We start from the raw sequence: 20,295 nt of genomic DNA, 5'->3' as shown, positions 1-20,295 counted from the left end.
AATTGTGTTTCTGTTTCTAAATAAATAATTTCATTTTTTTATCAGGAATAAGATCACCCATTAAAAAGGCATAAAATCCATTATTAAGCTCTTCTAGAGGTGTAAAATGAACTTTTGTTTTTGCTTCTTCGATAAGCCTTGCCGCATTATAAATTGAGGTTGCTAAAGCTATAACCGCGCCAGCTACAATACCTACGGGGCCAGCAACAGTAGAGCCTGCAAGCATCGCAATAGAAACACCTAATGTAACCAATCCCGAAACAACCGCTAAAGAGCCATTAACAATATAATCGATGCGTTGCTTTTCATTTGTGCCAACTGAAATTCGGCTAAAGTTGTCGTAAGCATTATAAATATCGAATCCAATAGAAAGCACATTAAGCCCAATGCTAATTCTTGTGCTTATTTTATTGACGTATTCCAATGGGTTATGTCTATATTTTAGTAACCCTTTAGCTAAAGTAATTTCAATCATTTCAGAAAGGCCATTGTAAGCCATTTCAGACCACATAATGGCTAGATTATTAATGATCTCTTTACGTTCTTTTACGGTTAATAATGGGTCATTAAGCTGTTCGGCAAGCATAAATGTAGCATTGATTGATTGCCACATACCAAACGTAATATTAGCGTAGCCAATTTTGCTAATTATTCGCATATGCCGAGGAATATTTAACGAGTTTTTCCTCAATGTATTCCAATCATTAATATCATAGTTTTTATCACCTAGTTTTATTATTTCAGAGAGTCTTTCAGATGCCATTAAATAGTCAATCCTACTTGTATCATTAGAAAGTAGATACTTAATTTTGTTTTTTTTATTATTTAATAAGTTTCTAAAAATTGAAATAATTTTCTTATCTTCTTCACTACCAGAGAGTGAAAAAAAATAATCATTGAGATAATGAGGATCAAATGTTAATTTTTCTTTCCATTTAGTCAACGTATTTAATGAAATTGAATCTATATTTTCATTATTTATTTTTGCACCGAGACTAATTAATAAACTTTTATCAAAAGGCATGTCATTTATTTTTACTATTTCTTTATTCTTATTAGTGGTAATATTCCCAACATCGAAGAAATCCAAAGTATTTAAATTACTAATTTTACTAAGTGCTTCAGCTGGTGAAGATACTTTTAGTCCCTTTTTATTAGTCTCTATATAGATAATACGTTGAAGTTTATCAATTAAATTTTTATAGTTTTTAAATGTAGAAATATTATCGAGTAACACTCGATATACAATCCCTTTTTTACTCCTATCGAAAAATGAATTAAGTAAATTCTTTGAAAATAGACTTAGTTTTCTTATCAAGTTTGGGTTATCATAAATTGCATGAACCACTTCAATTGCTTTATTTGCTTTTTCAGCTAATGTCAGTGTTCCTTCTGATAATGAATCCAATGATTGCCATTGCTGATATGTTATTTCTCCCATTAAATATTGATTAAATTTTTTATTAATCAATGGATCATGTATCATTTGTGTTAACTTATTCTCTATTTTTGTTTTATCTGAAACGTTAAAAAAAGCAGATAACTCATATTGATATTTTTTGTATGCAGTATTTATTGAAATATCATTATTGATAAGTTTATCACTAAGTTCCTTTAGTTTTTTTTTATGTTGTTTGACATTCATATTATCAACTTTATTAATAATAGAACCGAGTTGAAAAATATTAATATCATAATGATTAGATTTAATATAATCAAAAATGTCTGATATTGTTATTTTATCTGAATAGTCATAAATAACAGTTCTAATATCTTTTTTATAGCCTAGCTTAAATTCTTTATTATTACGATAACTAGGATATTTTTTAGAAACAAATTGATATAGCTCCTTAGCTAATTTTTTATTTTCTTCTTTTATTTTTTCATTAAATGAAATAGGTTTTATATTACTATATTCCATATCAGGAATAATTACATCTGATAACGCTATATTTGCAAGTAAAGGTTTATCTATATGTTTTCGTTCGATGAAAGGTTTAACAATCACGCTATCCTTTGATAGAGATAATCTATTATCAATTACTTGATAAATAGGCATATTGAGTCGTTGAGCAATACCCTCAATAAAAAAATCACCATATTGGTAACTTAATAACTTCTCTTTTTTAGCAAAAATAATTGTTTTTTCATTAAAAAATTGATTTTCTAAAATAATATTATATAATTTTTCCACTTCATTTTTTTGTCTAATAAAATCTTGATTAAAAAAACATTTATCACTATTTCCCACTACTGTAATTCGTATTTTATTTTTCATACAATAATCTATAAAACTATTTATTTCTGGTTTATCCTTTAAATAAAATTCTAATTTTTCACTTTTAACACCATTATAAAAATAATTTACAATATCATCCTGATAAAATGAATCTATATTATCAACAATAATATTATCTATCATATTATCAGTAAGTATTTTATTTTCAGAAAATAGAAATTTAAAATTCGCCTTTCTATCGTCAAATAACAAATAGCTACAATCTATTTCATTCTTATTTTTATTTAATGATTTATCTAAAAGAACACTAGGATCATCTTCATTAAAATAGAAATTATTTGGATGATAATCATAATTTCTCTCACGATAGTTACTAAGAAAATAATCCTCTAATTGGGTTATTTCGTGGGTAATCATTTTATTTGTAAATTGCTGATTTATAAAAAAGTCAAAATATAAATCATGATAAGAACTTAAATGCTCTTTTCTTTTCAAGTCTATTTGATTTTCAATAAAAACGAGCAATTTATTTACATTTTCATGATCTTTATATTCTGATAATTTTTTATAGTTCTCTTTTAAATGTAACTTATTTTTATCTTCAATTAGTAATGTATTTTTTAATTCCAGAATATCAATCCCTTTAATTACCTCATTTAAGTATTTATAATCCCCTTTAAATTCAATAGTATAGTCATACCCATCTATACCCACATTTCTATTTTTATCTAATAATAAGTAAGGGCTTTCAATAATATTATTGTAAATAAAATTACTGATACCTTTTTTTCCTTCATTGATTTCATTAAGAATTAATTGATAGAATTTTGCAGCAACTGAACTATTTTTTTCAGATAATGCGATTAACTTATCTTTCCCATAGATTAATTCATCATAAAACAGTTTATTCTCTAGTTTTTCTTTTACTTTATTTAATACATTAACAATTGATATATTTTTATTCTCTTGATTAAAATTATTTATTTTATTAATAAGAGAAAAACTTGCTACTAATTTGTCAAAGTATATATTTCCTTTTAATACATCAATTAAAGAAGTTATTTCATTTAATAACGTTGTTTTATTTCCTTTTAATAAATAACTATTAATCTTAATCAACTCACTGTAATATATATCATTAAATTCAATATAACCCTTATCTTTCCTTATTTCTTGAAAAGAATCAAATGTAGCTTCTTGAATACTAATATCACCATTATCGCTTTTATTTAAGATAATTTTACTGGCTTTATCGTTTTTTATTATCTGAGAAAGGTAATTTTTTATTAAATAAATCCCTTCATCGACATTTGAATCTTTTACAATAACTTCTATAATTTTGTTATCTCTGTTAAGCTCAACAATAAGATCTCGCTGCTCATTATAATGAATAATGCGTCCTGTAATGTCGTCATTGAAAGGCAATGAAAAACCTATTTTCTTTATATTTTCAGCAATACCTTTATTTATCTCTGTATTATTATAATCCCAAACACTTTGGTAATTTGAAATTTCACTTTTTTTATATTCATCGAAAATAATATATTTTTCATTATTAACTTCATGTGGACCATAAAAATCCATTTTATTCTCTAATACTTCATTTATAGATTTAATACTAGAATATTCTAACAATTCACTATTAGAATCAAACAAAGAAAATTTATAATTATTTTCAGAGTATTTTTTATATGAAATAGCAATGGCATGATCTTTAAACCCAATAATAGCGTAATAGTCATCATTATTTTTCATAATATATTCTAAATATTCATTAATTTTATTTTTATCAAATACTATTTTTTCTACATGTGATCCTTTTAATCCTCGATTCTCTAATATTTTGCTATATTCAATTGATTTTATTGAATCAAATATAAAATATTGTGCTTTTTTATTTAATCTTTCCATTTGAAAATGTTGAGAAAATATAATATTTTTTATTTCTTTTATTAGATTTAATACTTCATATTCTTGTATATTACTAAATAAAATAGAATCAAGTTTATCAACTATAATTTCTTTTTCGCTTTGATAAGAGCGTATATTTTCTTTTAACCAGAATAAGTATTTATTACCTCCTTCTAAACCGCCATTTATAACTTCAACTAAATAATTTAAACTCAATCCATAACATAAACCAGCTAAATTATGTATATGGCTAAAATCATAATTAGTTTCTGTTGAAGTAATTAAATTAATTCGACTCATTACTCTTTCGAAAGGTTTTAATAAATCAATATATTGAGAAAACTTTTTTATAATATTATTTTTTATTTTAGTAATAAACCAACCTGTACCAACTTTATAAAGTAGATGTTCTCCACTTTCTGTTATCTGATTATATTTAGATTTTGCAATTGTAAATGCTTCTTCTATATCATCAACGTAAATATGTAATACCTTTTCTGTGTTTTCTAATTTATCTCTGACAATAAAAATATTTTTGTATGAATAACCTTCATTTAATTCAATAGAAATGTATTCATTAACACTTATTTGTTTCTTTTTCTTAATATCATTAATTATCTCCCTAATAATATCTTTATTATTTACCTTCCAATTTCCCGTATTATTAAAGTAGCTAACATATTCTTTCCTGTGATAAAAACGATAATATAAAAAATCACTATTACTATTATCACTTATAAGGTTATAAATTTTATTTATTAATTCATTTTTATTATAAAAAGAATCAGCATATCCATCAAAGTTAATAATTTTAAAATTATTATTTTCACTATCTATTTGTATAAATACCTTATTATTTTCAAACTCCAAATAGTAATCACCAGATAAATTATTCTGAATTAATAGTTTCAATCGTTCTTTTTGAATTTTACTGGGCTCTCTACTTGCTAATTTAGCACTATTAAAAAACAAATTTTCTATACTTGAATTGATTTCCTTCCTAATAAAATCAATATTTTTCGTAAAGTCATTTTTATAGTACAGCAAAAAATTATTATCTATTTTTTTTAAGAATTCATCTGCAGCATATTCATTTTTAGAAATAAAAATAGAAATATAATTCTCAGTTAATATTCTTTTTATAGAATCTATCTTGAAAAATAATTCAGATCTATTTTCTTTTATATGATTTTCTATTTTCAATACAATACTATTAATATTATCTTTAAACGTTACTTCTTTGAATCCATTCATATTTAATTTCCTTGTTTCTAGTTCATTTACTTACTGGAAATAAAATATATAAATTTATTTTTATCTTTTTTAAATACTGATTTTCCTATTTTAGATAAAAAAATAGCCCAACATTCTGTTGAGCTATTTAATTAAATATATATCAAATTATTTAGGTGCTCGTTCAAGCAAAAATGCACGTAATTGAGCAAAATCAGCAGGTAAGAAATGTGAAAGTAACTCTTTATCTGCACGCTCTGCAAGCTCTTTAGGTAATGGTAATTCACCACCCAAAATACGTTCAACGCTTTCTTTAAACTTCGCTGGATGAGCCGTTCCTAAAAATAAACCATATTCACCGTCTTGAAGTTCATCGCGCAGTAAACGATATGCAATCGCAGCGTGCGGTTCTGAAATATAGCCTTTCTTCGCAAGTTCACGCACTGTTTCTTCTGTTGTTTCATCACTCACTGAACCATGAGCAAGATCAGAAAGATCCCAACCTTTACGGCGATACAATTCTTCAATACGTGGCCAGTTATTTGGTTGGCTAACGTCCATTGCATTAGAAAGTGTTGCAACAGTACGATGAGGCTCCCATTTACCATTATCTAAATAGCGAGGAACAGTATCGTTCTCGTTTGTTGCAGCAATAAAACGCTTAACAGGTAATCCCATTGATTTTGCCAATAAACCAGCCGTTAAATCACCAAAGTTACCACTTGGCACCGAAATCACTAGATGTTCATGTTTTTCTGCTGGAATTTGGGCAACCGCTTCAAAGTAATAACAAATTTGAGCAAGTAATCGGCTGATATTAATGGAGTTTGCTGAGTTCAAATACATTGTTTTCTTTAAGAACTCATCATCAAAAGCTTGTTTTACTAATGATTGGCAAGCATCAAAGTCATCTTTAATTGCAACAGTGTGAATATTTTCACCTAATGTACAGAACAGTTTTTCCTGTAACGGACTGATTTTTCCTTCAGGATAAAGAATAACGACTTGTACATTTTCTAATTTGTAGAAAGCATGAGCAACAGCTGCCCCCGTGTCGCCTGATGTTGCCGTTAAAATAGTCACTGGTTGGTTGCCAGCAACTTCTGACAACATTTGCGCCATAAAGCGACCACCAAAGTCTTTAAATGCCAGTGTTGGGCCATGGAAAAGCTCTAAACAACTCACATCATCTTCAACTTGGGTTACTGGTGCTGGGAATGCAAATGCTGTGCTAATACGTTTTGCTAATACATCAGCAGGAATTTCATCACCAATAAAGGCCGTTAAAATACGGCTACTACGTGTTGCAAAATCAAGCGCTAATAATTCATCAATTTCAGCTTTAGAAAACGAAGGTAAGTCTTGTGGAAAAAAGAGCCCTTGCTGTTTACCCAAACCTTGTTTTACTGCTTGAGCAAAACTGACTTGCTCTTGATTATCTTTCAAATTATATAATTTCATGACTTACCCTATCTGTCTTGCGCCACGCGTATCTATACGGCAGATATGTACAAAGCCTTCACTGTTTTGTACATAGTTTTGTTTCAGCCATTCGGCCATCTCTTGTGCGATTTCTAATGAATCACTAATCGTAAAAATGGTAGGCCCTGAGCCTGAAATGCCACAAGCTAATGCGCCTTTCTTCTGCGAAGCCTCTCTGGCTTTTTCAAACCCAGGAAGAAGTTGAGTGCGATAAGGCTCAGCAATCACATCTTGCATCAAATTAGCGGCTAATCCTGATTGCTGAGTATGGCAAGCATGAATAAAGCCAGATAAATAACGACCGTGGTTAATAATGTCAGCTTTAGAGTATTGTTTTGGTAAAATCGCTCTAGCTTCTGCCGTAGAAACTTTAATCCCCGGATATGCCATAACCCAATACCAATCATCAAAAGTTGGTACAGACTGACAAATAGTGCCATTTTGTTCCAAAATAAGTTGTAGCCCACCTAAATAACAAGGCGCAACATTATCATAGTGAACACTACCTGAAATACGTCCTTCAAGCTCGCCCATCATCAGCAGCAATTGCCTTTCACCAAAAGGCTTTTGAGCAAATTCATTAAGCGCAACCAATGCCGCAACAACAGAACAAGCACTTGATCCTAAGCCAGAACCAATTGGCATATTTTTCTCAAGTGTCATTGCAACAGGAAGTACTTTGCCTAACTTCTCACAAAACAACTGCCAACATTGGTACACAATATTTTGCTTAGGATCTGAAGGTAGTTTGCCAACAAAGTGCCCTTTACTTTCAAGTGTAAATGCCGAAGCCGCTTCAACAGTGACACAGTCACCCAGTAATTGCCCATCAATAGGTGAAACTGCCGCGCCAAGGACATCGAATCCAACACTCACGTTGCCTATTGATGCTGGTGCATAAACTTTAACCACGCTTAAACTCCCAATTTCCATGATAAGGTACGTAATACATCTGCAAACACCCCAGCAGCAGTAACATCATTACCAGCACCATATCCACGTAATACCAATGGAATAGGTTGATAGTAGCGAGTGTAAAAGGCTAAAGCATTTTCACCATTTTTCACTTTAAACAGAGGATCATTTGCATCAACTGCCATTATCTTAACTTGGCATTTACCTTCATTGATAATGCCAACATAACGTAATACCTTACCTGCTTTTTGTGCTTCTTCGACTTTAGCATCAAATTCAACATCAACTTGAGGTAAACGATTTAAGAAGCTTGCTACATCACCAGAGCTATCAAATGAAGCAGGCAGTACAGGCTCTACATCGATATCACTTAATTCTAATTTATAACCCGCTTCACGCGCTAAAATAAGCAGTTTACGCGCAACATCCATACCTGAAAGGTCATCACGAGGATCTGGCTCAGTAAAACCTTTATCTTTTGCTAAAAAAGTCGCTTCAGATAAGCTTTTACCTTCATCTAATTGACCAAAAATGTAAGATAATGATCCTGAAAGAATACCATTAAATTGAACTAACTCATCGCCTGCGTTTAGCAAGTTTTGCAAGTTCTCAATAACAGGCAAACCTGCACCTACGTTAGTGTCATATAAGAATTTACGGCGTGAAGCTTCCGCTGCTTGTCTAATTTGATAGTAATAATCCATCGACAGCGTATTCGCTTTTTTGTTTGGTGTAACCACGTTAAAGCCATTTTGTAAGAAATTTGCGTATTGTTGCGCAATTTCTTCGTTTGATGTGCAATCAACGATCACTGGATTTAAGAAGTGGTACTCTTTTTCTAAACGAATAAGTTGGCTAAAGCTAAATGGCTCTTTGGCTTCTTTTAAAGCCTGTTGCCAATTATCTAAATCAATACCTTGCATATCTGTCAGCATGGCTCTTGAGTTAGCAATGCCACATACACGAAGATCGATATGCTTATTTTTCAACCATGCTTGTTGGCGATGGATCTGTTCAATTAACGCGCTACCGACACCACCAACACCAACAATAAAGACTTCAACAATTTGATTGGTGTTGAAAAGCATTTGATGGCACAAGCGCACAGCATTGGTTGCTGAATCATTAGCGATAACGGCTGAAATTGAACGTTCGGAAGAACCTTGTGCAATAGCTACAATATTAATATTGCCACGAGTTAATGCAGAGAAGAAACGCGCTGAAATCCCTTTTAAAGTACGCATACCATCACCGACAACAGAGATGATAGCGACGTTTTCCATGATATCTAATGGATCTAGTACACCATCTTTTAATTCTAAATAAAATTCATCTGATAATGCTTTTTGCGCTCTAATAAGTTCTTTTTGTGGCACACAAAAGCTGATGCTGTATTCAGAAGAAGATTGCGTAATCAGGACAACAGAAATACCCGCTCTCGACATAACAGAGAATACACGAGCAGCCATCCCCACCATACCTTTCATTCCGGGGCCAGATACGTTGATCATCGCCATATTATTAAGGTTAGTGATCCCTTTAACGGGGGTACTATCGTCTTTTTGACCATCACCAATTAATGTACCCGGAGCATCTGGATTGCCTGTGTTTTTTATTAAACAAGGAATTTGGAATTGGGCAATAGGTGCAATTGTACGAGGGTGAAGTACTTTAGCACCAAAGTAAGAGAGTTCCATCGCTTCTTGATATGACATGCCTTTTAACAGGCGTGCATCAGGAACTAAACGAGGATCGCAAGTATAAACACCGTCAACATCCGTCCAAATTTCACAACACTCTGCACGTAAGCAAGCAGCTAATACAGCAGCGGAGTAGTCTGAACCATTACGGCCTAATACCACGAGTTCATTTTTCTCATTACCCGCAGTAAAACCTGCCATTAAAATCATATCGTCTTTTGCGATATTGAGTTCTAAGATGCGACGAGTAGATTCAGGAATATCAACAGTAGATTCTAAATAATGACCTTGTGCGAGCAAATTTTTGACTGGATCGATTACAGTGACATTGTAGCCTCGAGCCTGTAAAACAGATTCCATAATGGCGATAGACAGCTTTTCACCACGACAAATCATCGCTGCATTGATGCTATCAGGGCATTGGCCTAATAAAGAGATCCCATGAAGAATATGTTTGATCTCTGCAAATTCACGCTCAACCTTATCTTTTAAGCGTTCATAATCGAAACCTGGCTGTTTTTCTCTTAGACCTTGTAATAAGTTGGCAAAAATTTGCTCGGCTTCTCGTACTTGAGTGAGAGGATCTTCGCCTTCTGCCGTTTTTTCAATCATTGCAACCAAGTAGTTAGTTATCTTGGCTGGTGCTGATAATACGAGAGCGACTTGTCCCTGCTCTCTTTTTTTCTCAGCGATATCAGCAACATTCAGCACACGCTCGGCGTTGGCAACTGAAGTTCCTCCAAATTTTAACACTCGCATACAGCTCTCCTGATTTTTCACCCAAAAAAAAACCCGCATTTCTCAATGCGGGCTTTTTCGATTTTCGTTTTTTATATGCGACAGCCCGCCCCGCAATATAAGATTCCGGTGGTGGTGGTAATAATTGTCATTTTAGCTGGGCTGTAAATACGCATAACTATCCTGTCTGTCTCAAAATTAGTTTGACTATATACTGGTTAAAGCAAAGCGAGAGAGATGTCAAACTTTTTCTCTTTTTTCATCAAAAAATAAATTCAACTTAAATAAAATATATTCGATCCTTACCCCTATTGTAGTATAGATATTGCTATCACAAAGGGATAAACAAAGAAAATAAAGCTACCATTTTAGGGTTATTTGGGGATTTGTACTTTTACATGGAATAATGTATTTTATGCTACTTTAATTTGTGTAACAAAACTGGAAAAAAAAATAAACCCCACTATATTTAACATATATTTTTCTTTTACATTACATAAATCAAATTATATAGTTAACTATTGAAATCAAGGTTAAGCTGTTATCTTGATTTTGATATGTGTCAACAAAAGTTAGCTTTTTAGATGGTATTTAATACAACTGGTGTTATATTGCTGTTAATAGACTATGGGCGTTTTGCATTCTGATTTTAGCGTTCATTGTCGATTAAAATTGCAAGTTTTGTAATAACGTGATGGTTATTTATCGAATTTCAATCTGGGTCTAGTTTTTACGTGCTAATAACAAAAATGAATAACCACACAAACGCACACAGAAGTTAAACACAGATTTCCTTTTTCTATTTTTGGTAATTTTAGGTAGCAAATATGCAAACCCCGCACATTCTGATTGTTGAAGACGAAGTTGTTACTCGTAATACCCTGAAAAGCATATTCGAAGCTGAAGGGTATATCGTACACGAAGCCACTGATGGCAACGAAATGCACAATGTTCTATCTGATCATGATATTAATCTGGTCATTATGGACATTAATCTTCCTGGTAAAAATGGGCTATTACTTGCTCGTGAGTTACGTGAACAGGCAAGTGTTGCATTAATGTTCCTAACAGGTCGTGATAATGAAGTGGATAAAATCTTAGGCCTAGAAATTGGTGCCGATGATTACATTACTAAACCATTTAACCCTCGTGAATTAACGATTCGTGCACGTAACTTACTGTCACGTACCATGAATTTAGTTAATGGCACGGAAGAACGTCGTTTAGTTGAAAGCTATAAATTCAATGGTTGGGAGCTTGATATTAACAGTCGCTCACTAATCAGCCCTGCTGGTGAACAATATAAATTACCACGCAGTGAATTTCGTGCGATGCTACATTTCTGCGAGAACCCAGGAAAAATCCAAACTCGTGCAGAATTACTGAAGAAAATGACAGGCCGTGAACTGAAACCTCATGATCGTACTGTTGACGTAACCATCCGTCGTATTCGTAAGCATTTTGAATCAACACCAGATACACCAGAAATCATTGCAACAATTCATGGTGAAGGTTATCGCTTCTGTGGTGATTTAGACGAGTGATTTGATCCAACCTCAAGCACTTAACTAAATAAAAAACCCCTGAATGATATTCGGGGGTTTTCTTTTATCTAAAGAAGAGTTAATAAAATAACAAAAGGTGAAAATTGATCTCAGCAACTGTTTTGAAAAAAAATATAACTTCTTTTTAAAAAATATTTTAAACCTTATTCGTATTAATTTTATTAACCATTAATTTCTTTAGCAAATAAAAATCACTCTTTCCACGGCATAATAGGTACTGCACTAATCGCATTTTTTGGCGAGCCATCAATGACTTTATCTGAGTAAGTCAGATAAACCAGAGCGTGGCGCTGTTTATCGTAAAAACGCACAACTTGAAGCTTTTTAAATACAAGTGATGTTCTTTTCTGGAAAACAACATCGCCATTATTTTTCCCTTTAATAACCTTTTCACTGAGTTCGATAGGTCCTACTTGCTGGCAAGAGATAGCCGCATCAGCAGTATCTTCAGCAAGACCTAAACTTCCTGAAATACCCCCAGTTTTTGCTCGGCTTAAATAACATGTGACATTTTTAACTTCAGGATCATCAAATGCTTCAATCACAATTTTATGGTTAGCGCCAAAAAACTTAAATACAGTATCCACGTAGCCAATTTCTTCTGCTTTTGCCATCAAAGAAAAAGGGAGTAAGATAGATACTGCTAGCATCTTTTTGAAATTTAACATATTTACCTTGTTCCATTGAAAAGATGAGAAAATAATTCCGTCTAGAATAAAACAATCCATTACTAACTGATAGAAGAATTTGTGTACATTAGTCGATGAAAAAGACTATATTTTACGATTGTCTAACAATATAACTTGTTATAGATGTTCAGGCTATTTACCATCTACTGCAATAAATAAACGAATATGACTAAGGGAGATGTATGGATCAAACCAACATCATACGTGATTTGCTCGCTTGGCTTGATAGTAACCTAGATAAGCCATTATCCCTCGATAATGTCGCAACTAAAGCGGGTTACTCCAAGTGGCATCTACAACGCATGTTTAAAGAAGTTACAGGACAAGCGATTGGTTCTTATATTCGTTCAAGGCGTCTATCTCGTGCAGCCGTTGCATTACGTTTAACGAGCCGCCCTATTTTAGACATTGCTTTGCAATATCGTTTTGATTCTCAACAGACTTTTACCCGTGCTTTTAAAAAGCAATTTGATAGAACACCCGCTCTTTATCGCCGTTCTGATGAATGGTGTGCGGTAGGAATCTGTCCACCAATTACCTTAGATCCTCAAAATTTACCTAAATGGGAATTTGTAACGCTATCTGAGAAGAAATTAATTGGTATTGAGCAAACTTGCAGCCATACCCTTGAGCAATGGGCTGAAGCCTGCTCTAACATGCGTCAAACCTTCTGGCGCTACTATATGAGTAAGATAAGCGCCGTTCCTCATCAAGTGTATGGGCTTCATCACGCCCAACATAGCGATGAGCATGAAGACGAACAACGCGTACTTTATACAACTGCCGTTGAGCCAGATTACGCAACGTTTATTGATGATGATGCAGCAAATGAAGTCTCTCTCGCTGGCGGTGATTATATTCGCTTTGATTTTGAAGGTGAGGCGAAACGAGGCGCAATGCAGGAGTTTTTATTCCTAATTTATGGTGTCTGTTTACCCAATATGGGATTAACACGCCGTAAAGGCTATGACGTTGAAAAATACTATCTTAAAAATGTGCGTTACAGCAATGAGATGGTGACTGAGCCACAAGATCATATCGAACGTTTTGAATATTACATTCCCATTAAACGCGAAGATGTAAACGCATAATAAAAAGCTCTCTTTGTGATATAAAAAAGAGAGCTTTTATTTTTTAGCGCTGAACTTCATCTAGTGCAGTATCAGTAAGATGACTTACATCACCTGCCGTTTCAATCACCCAACCATTGGCAAGCCAAGGGCTATTTTGATAGTCAACACGTGAAATCGAGCAATTACGCAATCTTAAACGGCGTTCTGCATATGCAGGTAATCCCAACACTGTGCTCAGTAAGCACCCTAAAGCAATACCATGACTGACTAAGAGAGGACGGCTATTTTCGGGTAAATCAAGACATTGATTTAGCGCAGCCTGCATACGACTTGCTAATTCTACCATTGATTCTCCTTGGGGAATTCGTCCATCAGGTGTACCATCAATCAAACTCTTGCGCCAAGCCTCTTCTTGTGTCTTTAATGTTGCGATCTCTCGCTGTTCAAGAACGCCCATATTGAGTTCACGTAAACGTGGGTCAGTTATCACTTCACAGCCACAGGCTTGTGCAATGATTTCTGCCGTTTGACGAGTGCGGCCAAGATCGCTTGAGATAATGTGGGTAATGCCTGCTGATTTTACTTTTTCAGCAACTTGCTGTGCTTGACGCACACCATTTGCAGTTAGTGGGCTATCAGATTGCCCTTGAATACGTCTCGCCACGTTCCATTCAGTTTCACCGTGGCGAACAAGATAGACCTGTAACATACATTTTTTCCGTTATACTGCTCTAATTTTTCAAAGGATGATTAATTCATTATGTATCATGTCATTGCAGCCACTACGAATCCAGCAAAAATCAACGCGATAAAACTCGCCTTTGAGCAAGTATTCGGTAAAGATACCTTTGATATTGAAGATATTAATGTCGATAGTCGTGTTCCACAGCAACCTATCGGAAATACAGAAACGAGAACTGGCGCACGTCAACGTGTGATGGCGGCTCGTCAAGTTCGCCCTGAAGCTGATTTTTGGGTTGGCGTCGAAGCCGGTATTGAAGATGATATGACCTTTGCTTGGATTGTTGTCGAACATGGTCAAATTCGTGGAGAATCACGCTCTGCAAGCCTTATGCTACCAGAACAGATCTTAAAAGGGATCCGTGAAGGTCGCGAGCTTGGCGATGAAATGGCTTTCTTAACAAAGATTGACAATATTAAACAGCGCGGTGGTGCGATTGGTTATTTTACTGATGGCCTACTCAGTCGTACTTCTGTGTATCAACAAGCATTAGTGCTGGCATTAGTGCCCGTCACTCATGATATCTATAAAGAACTCAATCAAAAAGAAGATTAATAATTAATCTGATACGTTTTTTTAGATAAATCAGCTTTTAGATAAATAAGAAACAAAAAAAGCCATTTAATCAAATAATTAAATGGCTTTTTTATCACTCTAGTTCATATCATAACAACGCGACTATTTTTTTGTCATTAGCTCTTTTTCAAGCCATAATTTCACGTCATGTGGCGCTGTTTTTAAACTATTAGAGCCTCTAGTGATGGTGGCAATACCAACGCCTAACTCTTCTTTTAACTCACGTTGACTTAAATCGCCTCGCATTAGCTCTTGCACAATGCGAACTCGCGTTGCCAAAGCACTACGTTCATCGGGTGTCATTAAAAGTTGTAAAATAGGAAATTGCACATCTTGCTCAAAAGCATGTTGTAATAACGCAACAAATCTTAGCCAGTGCTCATTCTCTTCAGGTGATAATGCAGGATCTTGCATCGTGGGAACCTCTTTTTGCCACACTCATTAACTAGTACACAATATAACATACTTTGCTAATGTACAAAGAGGCTCCGACGATAAATCCGCGTTATTATCTTTTAATAACGACTATTCCACTCATTTTCAGTCAGTACAGGCTGCTGTTCACCCGCAAAATAACTATAGAAAACAGCAAAAGAGAGTACATTTTTGACATAACCTCGCGTTTCAGCAAAAGGAATACTTTCAACAAACGCTATCGCATCTAATTGACCATTTGCATCAGATAACCAACGATCAACGCGCGCAGGCCCTGCATTATATGCGGCACTTGCTAAAATACGATTTTGATTAAAACGTTGATAGACAGAATCAAGATAAGCCGTACCAATCTCAATATTCTTCACAGGATTTGTTAACTGAGCACTACTGACATAACCCGTAATACCCGCTTGTTTTACCGTAAATTCGGCCGTTTTTGGCATTACCTGCATTAAACCTGTTGCACCCGCTGAAGAGCGTGCTTGTGGGTTCCACGCACTTTCTTGACGAGCAATTGCCATCGCATAATTACGGTCTATCGATTTATCTTTCGTGTATTGCTCAAACTCATTTTTCCAAGCAAGAGGGAAACGTTCTTCTAGATGATCCCACATTTTCCCTGTGATCGTGGCCTGTACTGCTAAATCAGCCCATTTTTGCTCATACGCATAACGCGCTAATTCAGCCTGTATTTGCGCTGGTTGTGAAGCAACATAGTTTGCCCACTCTGATCGCGCTAAGTTGTCCATTTGCCAATACATTAGCTCACGAACGCGCTGTACTTCTAGCTGATTCGGAATACTTGGTGAAACACTTGGCGCCTTATCTATCACCATCACATAAGGCTTACCTAATTTGGTCGCTGCAACCATAGGGTAAAAACCACGATTTTGTGTCAGCGCTTCTAGAATAGCTTGTGCTTCACTGTTTTTACCTTGTGATTGCAACACCATTGCACGCCAATAACGCCACTCTTCCTTATTTTTACTTTCAGGTGAGAGTCTTTCTAACCACAATGCCAATTCAGTTGGTTGGTTTTGGCTTAATGCTAGTCGTACTCGACGCTCACGCAATGTATCAGATGCAGTGTCTTGAATAACGCTATCACGCCATTTTACCTGCTCTGGTGTTGCGTAAGGCATATATTGCCATGCTACGGTATCACGCATTAATTGGCGTTCACTTGCCGTCATTTTTTGGGCATGTGCGATATTATCAATTTGTGCTCGAGCTGCATCTGCGTCTTTTCTTGCCCAACGAGAAAATGCAGATTGTATGATTGAGCGAGAAAAATCTGTCGGTGAAAGAGCGGTTGCATAGCGCCCCACTAAGTTTGGATAGTCTTGTAATTCAACCAAGGCATCGCTAATGGTTTGATAATTCTGAGGAAGACGCCGTGCCAAGTAAGCAGCAAGTCCCGTATTACCATTTTTAATCGCTAAGTTAATTCGCTCTAATACTAATTCTGGCGTTAATTGATTCGCCTTTTGCCATTCATCAAAAAGAGGATCGCAACTTGATGGCATTGAGGTGCCATTTAGCCATGCTTCTTTAGCACCTACCCACGCGGTTTGAATATCGCCTGTTGCCCATTTTGCATAATAATAATTACATCTTGCAGCCTTAGGGTTAGGTGGATTTGGGCTAAAAGTCAGTAAGTTTTGCCACTCTTGGCGTTTTGCTAATTCATTTACAAATAGAGAGGGAAGTGCTTTTGCTGGTGGTAATGTAGGATATTTAGCTACAAATTCAGTGACTACAGCTGGTGCAATCACATCAAGATTGTCCGTAATTTGACGGTATTCCAAATAGGGATAAAGTGGGTAGCTTTGCAATGTTGGGAGTAATTTTTCTACTTCATCTGTTTTTTTAAGATCCCATGCAGCTTTAATTTCTTGATAACGAACACGTTGTTCACTTAATGAATCTGCTTGTGTCCATGTAGAAAAACACAATGCGCCTATTGCTACTGCTAATGACCATGTTTGCTTCACCACGTAATTTCTCCCACTTCAAATAGAACCACCAAAGACTGAATACATTAGCTAATATGATAATCATTAACAATGTAAGTTCCCTTATTTAAGAGAAATTTTCATTACTTTCAGAGGAAGTAGGAAAGGTAGATAAAAACCTCTCTTTTGACTAAGGTTTTCTTTTATAAATCGGGTATACTGGCGACTTTCATCATTTTCGGGTCTTTGGCAAATACTGACATTGACTTTGCTATTGTTCATTTTGGTGCCATAAACACGTAGCTTAATCACAAAAAATTTGTTTTTAGCGCGAAAAGTGACACCTCAGATAAAACCTCTTTTATAATCAAAGGGTAATTATAGTGGCTCAATACGTTTATAGTATGTTGCGTGTCGGGAAAATTGTCCCACCTAAGCGACATATCCTTAAAAACATTTCACTCAGCTTCTTCCCGGGCGCGAAAATTGGTGTGCTTGGTCTTAATGGTGCCGGTAAATCAACATTACTACGCATCATGGCAGGTATTGATACTGATATCGAAGGTGAAGCACGTCCACAACCAGGGATTAAAATTGGTTACTTACCACAAGAACCAAAATTAAACCCTGAACATACCGTACGTGAAGCCGTTGAAGAAGCCGTCAGCGAACTGAAAAACGCATTAAACCGCCTTGATGAAGTTTATGCGGCTTATGCCGATCCTGATGCTGATTTCGATAAATTAGCAAAAGAACAAGGTCAACTAGAAGCGATTATTCAATCTCATGATGGTCATAACCTTGAAAACCAATTAGAGCGTGCAGCAGAAGCACTGCGTTTACCTGAATGGGACGCTAAAATTGAGAAACTTTCAGGGGGTGAACGTCGACGTGTCGCTATCTGTCGTCTTCTGTTAGAAAAACCAGATATGCTGTTATTAGATGAACCCACTAACCACTTAGACGCAGAATCTGTGGCTTGGTTAGAACGTTTCTTACACGATTATGAAGGAACTGTTGTTGCAATCACGCACGACCGTTACTTCCTTGATAACGTAGCGGGTTGGATCTTAGAACTTGACCGTGGTGAAGGTATTCCATGGGAAGGTAACTACTCTTCATGGTTAGAGCAAAAAGACGCACGCCTTGAGCAAGAAGCAGCAACCGAAGCGGCTCGCCATAAATCTATTCAGAAAGAACTTGAGTGGATCCGCCAAAACCCTAAAGGTCGTCAAGCAAAAGGTAAGGCTCGTCTGGCTCGCTTTGAAGAACTGAATAGCATTGATTATCAAAAACGTAATGAAACCAGCGAACTCTTTATTCCACCTGGACCACGTTTAGGGGATAAAGTGTTAGAAATTAATAATCTAACAAAATCCTATGGTGATCGCGTTCTGATTGATGATTTAAGCTTCTCTATTCCTAAAGGAGCTATTGTCGGTATTATCGGCCCTAACGGTGCGGGTAAATCAACGCTATTTAGAATGATCTCAGGTCAAGAACAACCAGACTCAGGTACTTTAGTGTTAGGTGATACTGTTAAGTTAGCATCTGTTGATCAGTTCCGCGACAGCATGGATGACAGTAAAACGGTTTGGGAAGAAGTCTCTGGTGGCCAAGACATTATGCGTATTGGTAACTTTGAAATTCCAAGTCGTGCTTATGTTGGTCGCTTTAACTTTAAAGGCGTTGACCAAGGTAAACGTGTTGGCGAACTTTCTGGTGGTGAGCGTGGTCGTTTACACCTTGCTAAACTACTACAAGTTGGCGGTAACATGTTACTGCTCGATGAACCAACCAACGACCTCGACGTTGAAACTTTACGTGCATTAGAAAATGCCCTGTTAGAGTTCCCTGGTTGTGCGATGGTTATTTCCCATGACCGTTGGTTCCTTGACCGTATTGCCACACATATCATCGATTACCAAGATGAAGGTAAAGTAGAATTCTTTGAAGGTAACTTTACTGAATATGAAGAATACAAAAAACGTACATTAGGTAACGATGCTATTCAGCCTCGTCGCATGAAGTACAAGCGTATGAGTAAATAATCGAATTTATTTACGGTATTCGATAATAAAAAAGCAGAGATTATTCTCTGCTTTTTTTATATTTTCAGATCTAGCACATAACGTTTTGGTTAACTGTTCTGTTTATAATCAAAACTTAAAGGCGCAGTAAACGAAACATTACCATTTTCTAAACGATAGCTTTCAGGTGCGGGAAATGGCGAAGCGCGTTTAATTGTATTTAAAGCCTCTTTATCAAGAATGCGATTACCTGATGATGTTTCCACTTTCACATCTAATAACTCACCTTTTGCATTTAACACAATAGAAACTTGTGTCACGCCCGTTGCTTTAAAGCGCAGTGCTGTTCGAGGATAGCGTTTATAAGCATTAATATGGCTATGGATCAAGCTTTCCCATCCTATCTGTCCACTTACAGAAGAGGAAGATAAACTATTAAACTGAGCACTACTGCTTGTATTAGAGCCTGAAACTGGTGCGCTTGTTACATCTGATGGCGCTTCTGAGACAGGAAGATCATCAGGGACTTTTACTGCAACCGGTTTAGGTTTAACCACTGGCTTTACTTTCGGTTTTTCTGGAATGCGCTCATAAGTGCCTTGCGCTACAACTGGCATTTTAGGTAAATCCAATACTTCTTTGATAGGTTCAGGCTCTGTCTCTGCAGGCTCAGGAACAGACATCACTTTCTCAGGCCCAACAGGAACATCTTTTGTTTCTGCCTGAGCTAATTGATAGATACCTAAATCCATTGTCATTGCGGGTGGTAAAACGCCATGGCGTTCATCTTTAGATGTTATCCAGCCAATAGCGACAACAACTAACGTTGCATGAAATAAAATACTGGCAGTGAACCCACCAATAGAAAATGATCCACGGCGTGAAAAAGTCGCCGACATACTACTCATAATTCTTGCCTCTGATTTTCTTTCTGATGAATTATAGGCATAATACAAACACAAATGATATTGCTTATTATTAATAATACAATAAAAAATTAGCTTGATAA

The 20,295-nt window shown here is 35.3% G+C and carries 13 protein-coding genes and 1 other annotated feature; of the genes, 4 read left to right on the top strand and 9 right to left on the bottom strand.

Annotated elements, in window-relative coordinates; genetic code table 11:
• Positions 1 to 16 precede the first annotated feature (16 nt).
• The 4 genes from GTH25_RS02845 to thrA form a co-directional block, all read right to left on the bottom strand.
• The gene (locus GTH25_RS02845; RefSeq protein ID WP_238795301.1) at positions 17 to 5,404 is read right to left on the bottom strand and encodes a hypothetical protein; all 5,388 of its coding nucleotides are present in this window, start codon (positions 5,402 to 5,404) and stop codon (positions 17 to 19) included.
• A gap of 147 nt (positions 5,405 to 5,551) precedes the next feature.
• Positions 5,552 to 6,844, bottom strand: a complete 1,293-nt coding sequence (gene thrC / locus GTH25_RS02840; RefSeq protein WP_075671349.1) for a threonine synthase — start codon at positions 6,842 to 6,844, stop codon at positions 5,552 to 5,554.
• A 3-nt stretch (positions 6,845 to 6,847) separates the two neighbouring features.
• Positions 6,848 to 7,798, bottom strand: a complete 951-nt coding sequence (thrB, locus tag GTH25_RS02835) for a homoserine kinase (protein ID WP_075671351.1) — start codon at positions 7,796 to 7,798, stop codon at positions 6,848 to 6,850.
• Positions 7,780 to 10,239: a bifunctional aspartate kinase/homoserine dehydrogenase I gene (thrA, locus tag GTH25_RS02830; protein ID WP_164530315.1), complete on the bottom strand. Its 2,460-nt coding sequence runs from the start codon at positions 10,237 to 10,239 to the stop codon at positions 7,780 to 7,782. Before thrA ends, thrB begins: the two co-directional genes overlap by 19 nt.
• 22 nt (positions 10,240 to 10,261) lie before the next feature.
• Positions 10,262 to 10,382: a sequence feature (Thr leader region), on the bottom strand.
• Positions 10,383 to 11,045: 663 nt separating this feature from the next.
• Between thrA and arcA the strand changes: the two genes are divergently transcribed.
• Entirely contained in the window at positions 11,046 to 11,762 is a 717-nt protein-coding gene (gene arcA, locus GTH25_RS02825; protein WP_006535263.1) for a two-component system response regulator ArcA, read from the top strand.
• A 212-nt stretch (positions 11,763 to 11,974) separates the two neighbouring features.
• Here the strand turns inward: arcA and creA are convergent, their stop codons facing one another.
• Positions 11,975 to 12,433 (bottom strand): protein CreA, encoded by a 459-nt coding sequence (creA, locus tag GTH25_RS02820; protein WP_171455359.1) that lies wholly within the window; start codon positions 12,431 to 12,433, stop codon positions 11,975 to 11,977.
• 221 nt (positions 12,434 to 12,654) lie between these two features.
• On the opposite strand from creA, the gene robA reads away from it, so the two are divergent.
• Positions 12,655 to 13,563 carry an MDR efflux pump AcrAB transcriptional activator RobA gene (robA, locus tag GTH25_RS02815; RefSeq protein ID WP_075671355.1) on the top strand — a complete coding sequence of 303 codons (909 nt, stop codon included), beginning with the start codon at positions 12,655 to 12,657 and terminating at the stop codon, positions 13,561 to 13,563.
• Between the two features lie 43 nt (positions 13,564 to 13,606).
• Here the strand turns inward: robA and gpmB are convergent, their stop codons facing one another.
• Positions 13,607 to 14,254 carry a 2,3-diphosphoglycerate-dependent phosphoglycerate mutase GpmB gene (gpmB, locus tag GTH25_RS02810; protein WP_109419250.1) on the bottom strand — a complete coding sequence of 216 codons (648 nt, stop codon included), beginning with the start codon at positions 14,252 to 14,254 and terminating at the stop codon, positions 13,607 to 13,609.
• 51 nt (positions 14,255 to 14,305) lie between these two features.
• On the opposite strand from gpmB, the gene yjjX reads away from it, so the two are divergent.
• The gene (gene yjjX, locus GTH25_RS02805; protein ID WP_023580954.1) at positions 14,306 to 14,842 is read left to right on the top strand and encodes an inosine/xanthosine triphosphatase; all 537 of its coding nucleotides are present in this window, start codon (positions 14,306 to 14,308) and stop codon (positions 14,840 to 14,842) included.
• A gap of 123 nt (positions 14,843 to 14,965) precedes the next feature.
• Here yjjX and trpR read toward each other — a convergent pair whose 3' ends face one another.
• Positions 14,966 to 15,277: a trp operon repressor gene (gene trpR / locus GTH25_RS02800; protein ID WP_075671359.1), complete on the bottom strand. Its 312-nt coding sequence runs from the start codon at positions 15,275 to 15,277 to the stop codon at positions 14,966 to 14,968.
• 101 nt (positions 15,278 to 15,378) lie between these two features.
• Positions 15,379 to 17,298 (bottom strand): murein transglycosylase, encoded by a 1,920-nt coding sequence (gene sltY, locus GTH25_RS02795; protein ID WP_075671361.1) that lies wholly within the window; start codon positions 17,296 to 17,298, stop codon positions 15,379 to 15,381.
• A 341-nt stretch (positions 17,299 to 17,639) separates the two neighbouring features.
• On the opposite strand from sltY, the gene ettA reads away from it, so the two are divergent.
• Complete coding sequence (gene ettA, locus GTH25_RS02790) at positions 17,640 to 19,307, top strand: energy-dependent translational throttle protein EttA (protein WP_156733031.1); 1,668 nt, start codon at positions 17,640 to 17,642, stop codon at positions 19,305 to 19,307.
• Positions 19,308 to 19,396: 89 nt separating this feature from the next.
• Here the strand turns inward: ettA and GTH25_RS02785 are convergent, their stop codons facing one another.
• Entirely contained in the window at positions 19,397 to 20,194 is a 798-nt protein-coding gene (locus GTH25_RS02785) for an energy transducer TonB (protein WP_075671363.1), read from the bottom strand.
• Between the last annotated feature and the right edge of the window lie 101 nt (positions 20,195 to 20,295).

It is taken from the genome of Proteus terrae subsp. cibarius, from assembly GCF_011045835.1.
In the GTDB taxonomy this organism is placed as follows: domain Bacteria; phylum Pseudomonadota; class Gammaproteobacteria; order Enterobacterales; family Enterobacteriaceae; genus Proteus; species Proteus cibarius.
Note: the sequence above shows the minus strand (reverse complement) of the source record. Positions and strands in the feature narration are given on the sequence as shown.

Excerpts from the sequence above, each read along its gene's own strand:
- thrA (WP_164530315.1), bottom strand. The coding sequence starts at position 10,239 with ATGCGAGTGTTAAAATTTGGAGGAACTTCAGTTGCCAACGCCGAGCGT.
- creA (WP_171455359.1), bottom strand. The coding sequence starts at position 12,433 with ATGCTAGCAGTATCTATCTTACTCCCTTTTTCTTTGATGGCAAAAGCA.
- thrB (WP_075671351.1), bottom strand. The coding sequence starts at position 7,798 with ATGGAAATTGGGAGTTTAAGCGTGGTTAAAGTTTATGCACCAGCATCA.
- thrC (WP_075671349.1), bottom strand. The coding sequence starts at position 6,844 with ATGAAATTATATAATTTGAAAGATAATCAAGAGCAAGTCAGTTTTGCT.
- gpmB (WP_109419250.1), bottom strand. The coding sequence starts at position 14,254 with ATGTTACAGGTCTATCTTGTTCGCCACGGTGAAACTGAATGGAACGTG.
- trpR (WP_075671359.1), bottom strand. The coding sequence starts at position 15,277 with ATGCAAGATCCTGCATTATCACCTGAAGAGAATGAGCACTGGCTAAGA.
- arcA (WP_006535263.1), top strand. The coding sequence starts at position 11,046 with ATGCAAACCCCGCACATTCTGATTGTTGAAGACGAAGTTGTTACTCGT.
- yjjX (WP_023580954.1), top strand. The coding sequence starts at position 14,306 with ATGTATCATGTCATTGCAGCCACTACGAATCCAGCAAAAATCAACGCG.
- robA (WP_075671355.1), top strand. The coding sequence starts at position 12,655 with ATGGATCAAACCAACATCATACGTGATTTGCTCGCTTGGCTTGATAGT.
- GTH25_RS02845 (WP_238795301.1), bottom strand. The coding sequence starts at position 5,404 with ATGAATGGATTCAAAGAAGTAACGTTTAAAGATAATATTAATAGTATT.
- GTH25_RS02785 (WP_075671363.1), bottom strand. The coding sequence starts at position 20,194 with ATGAGTAGTATGTCGGCGACTTTTTCACGCCGTGGATCATTTTCTATT.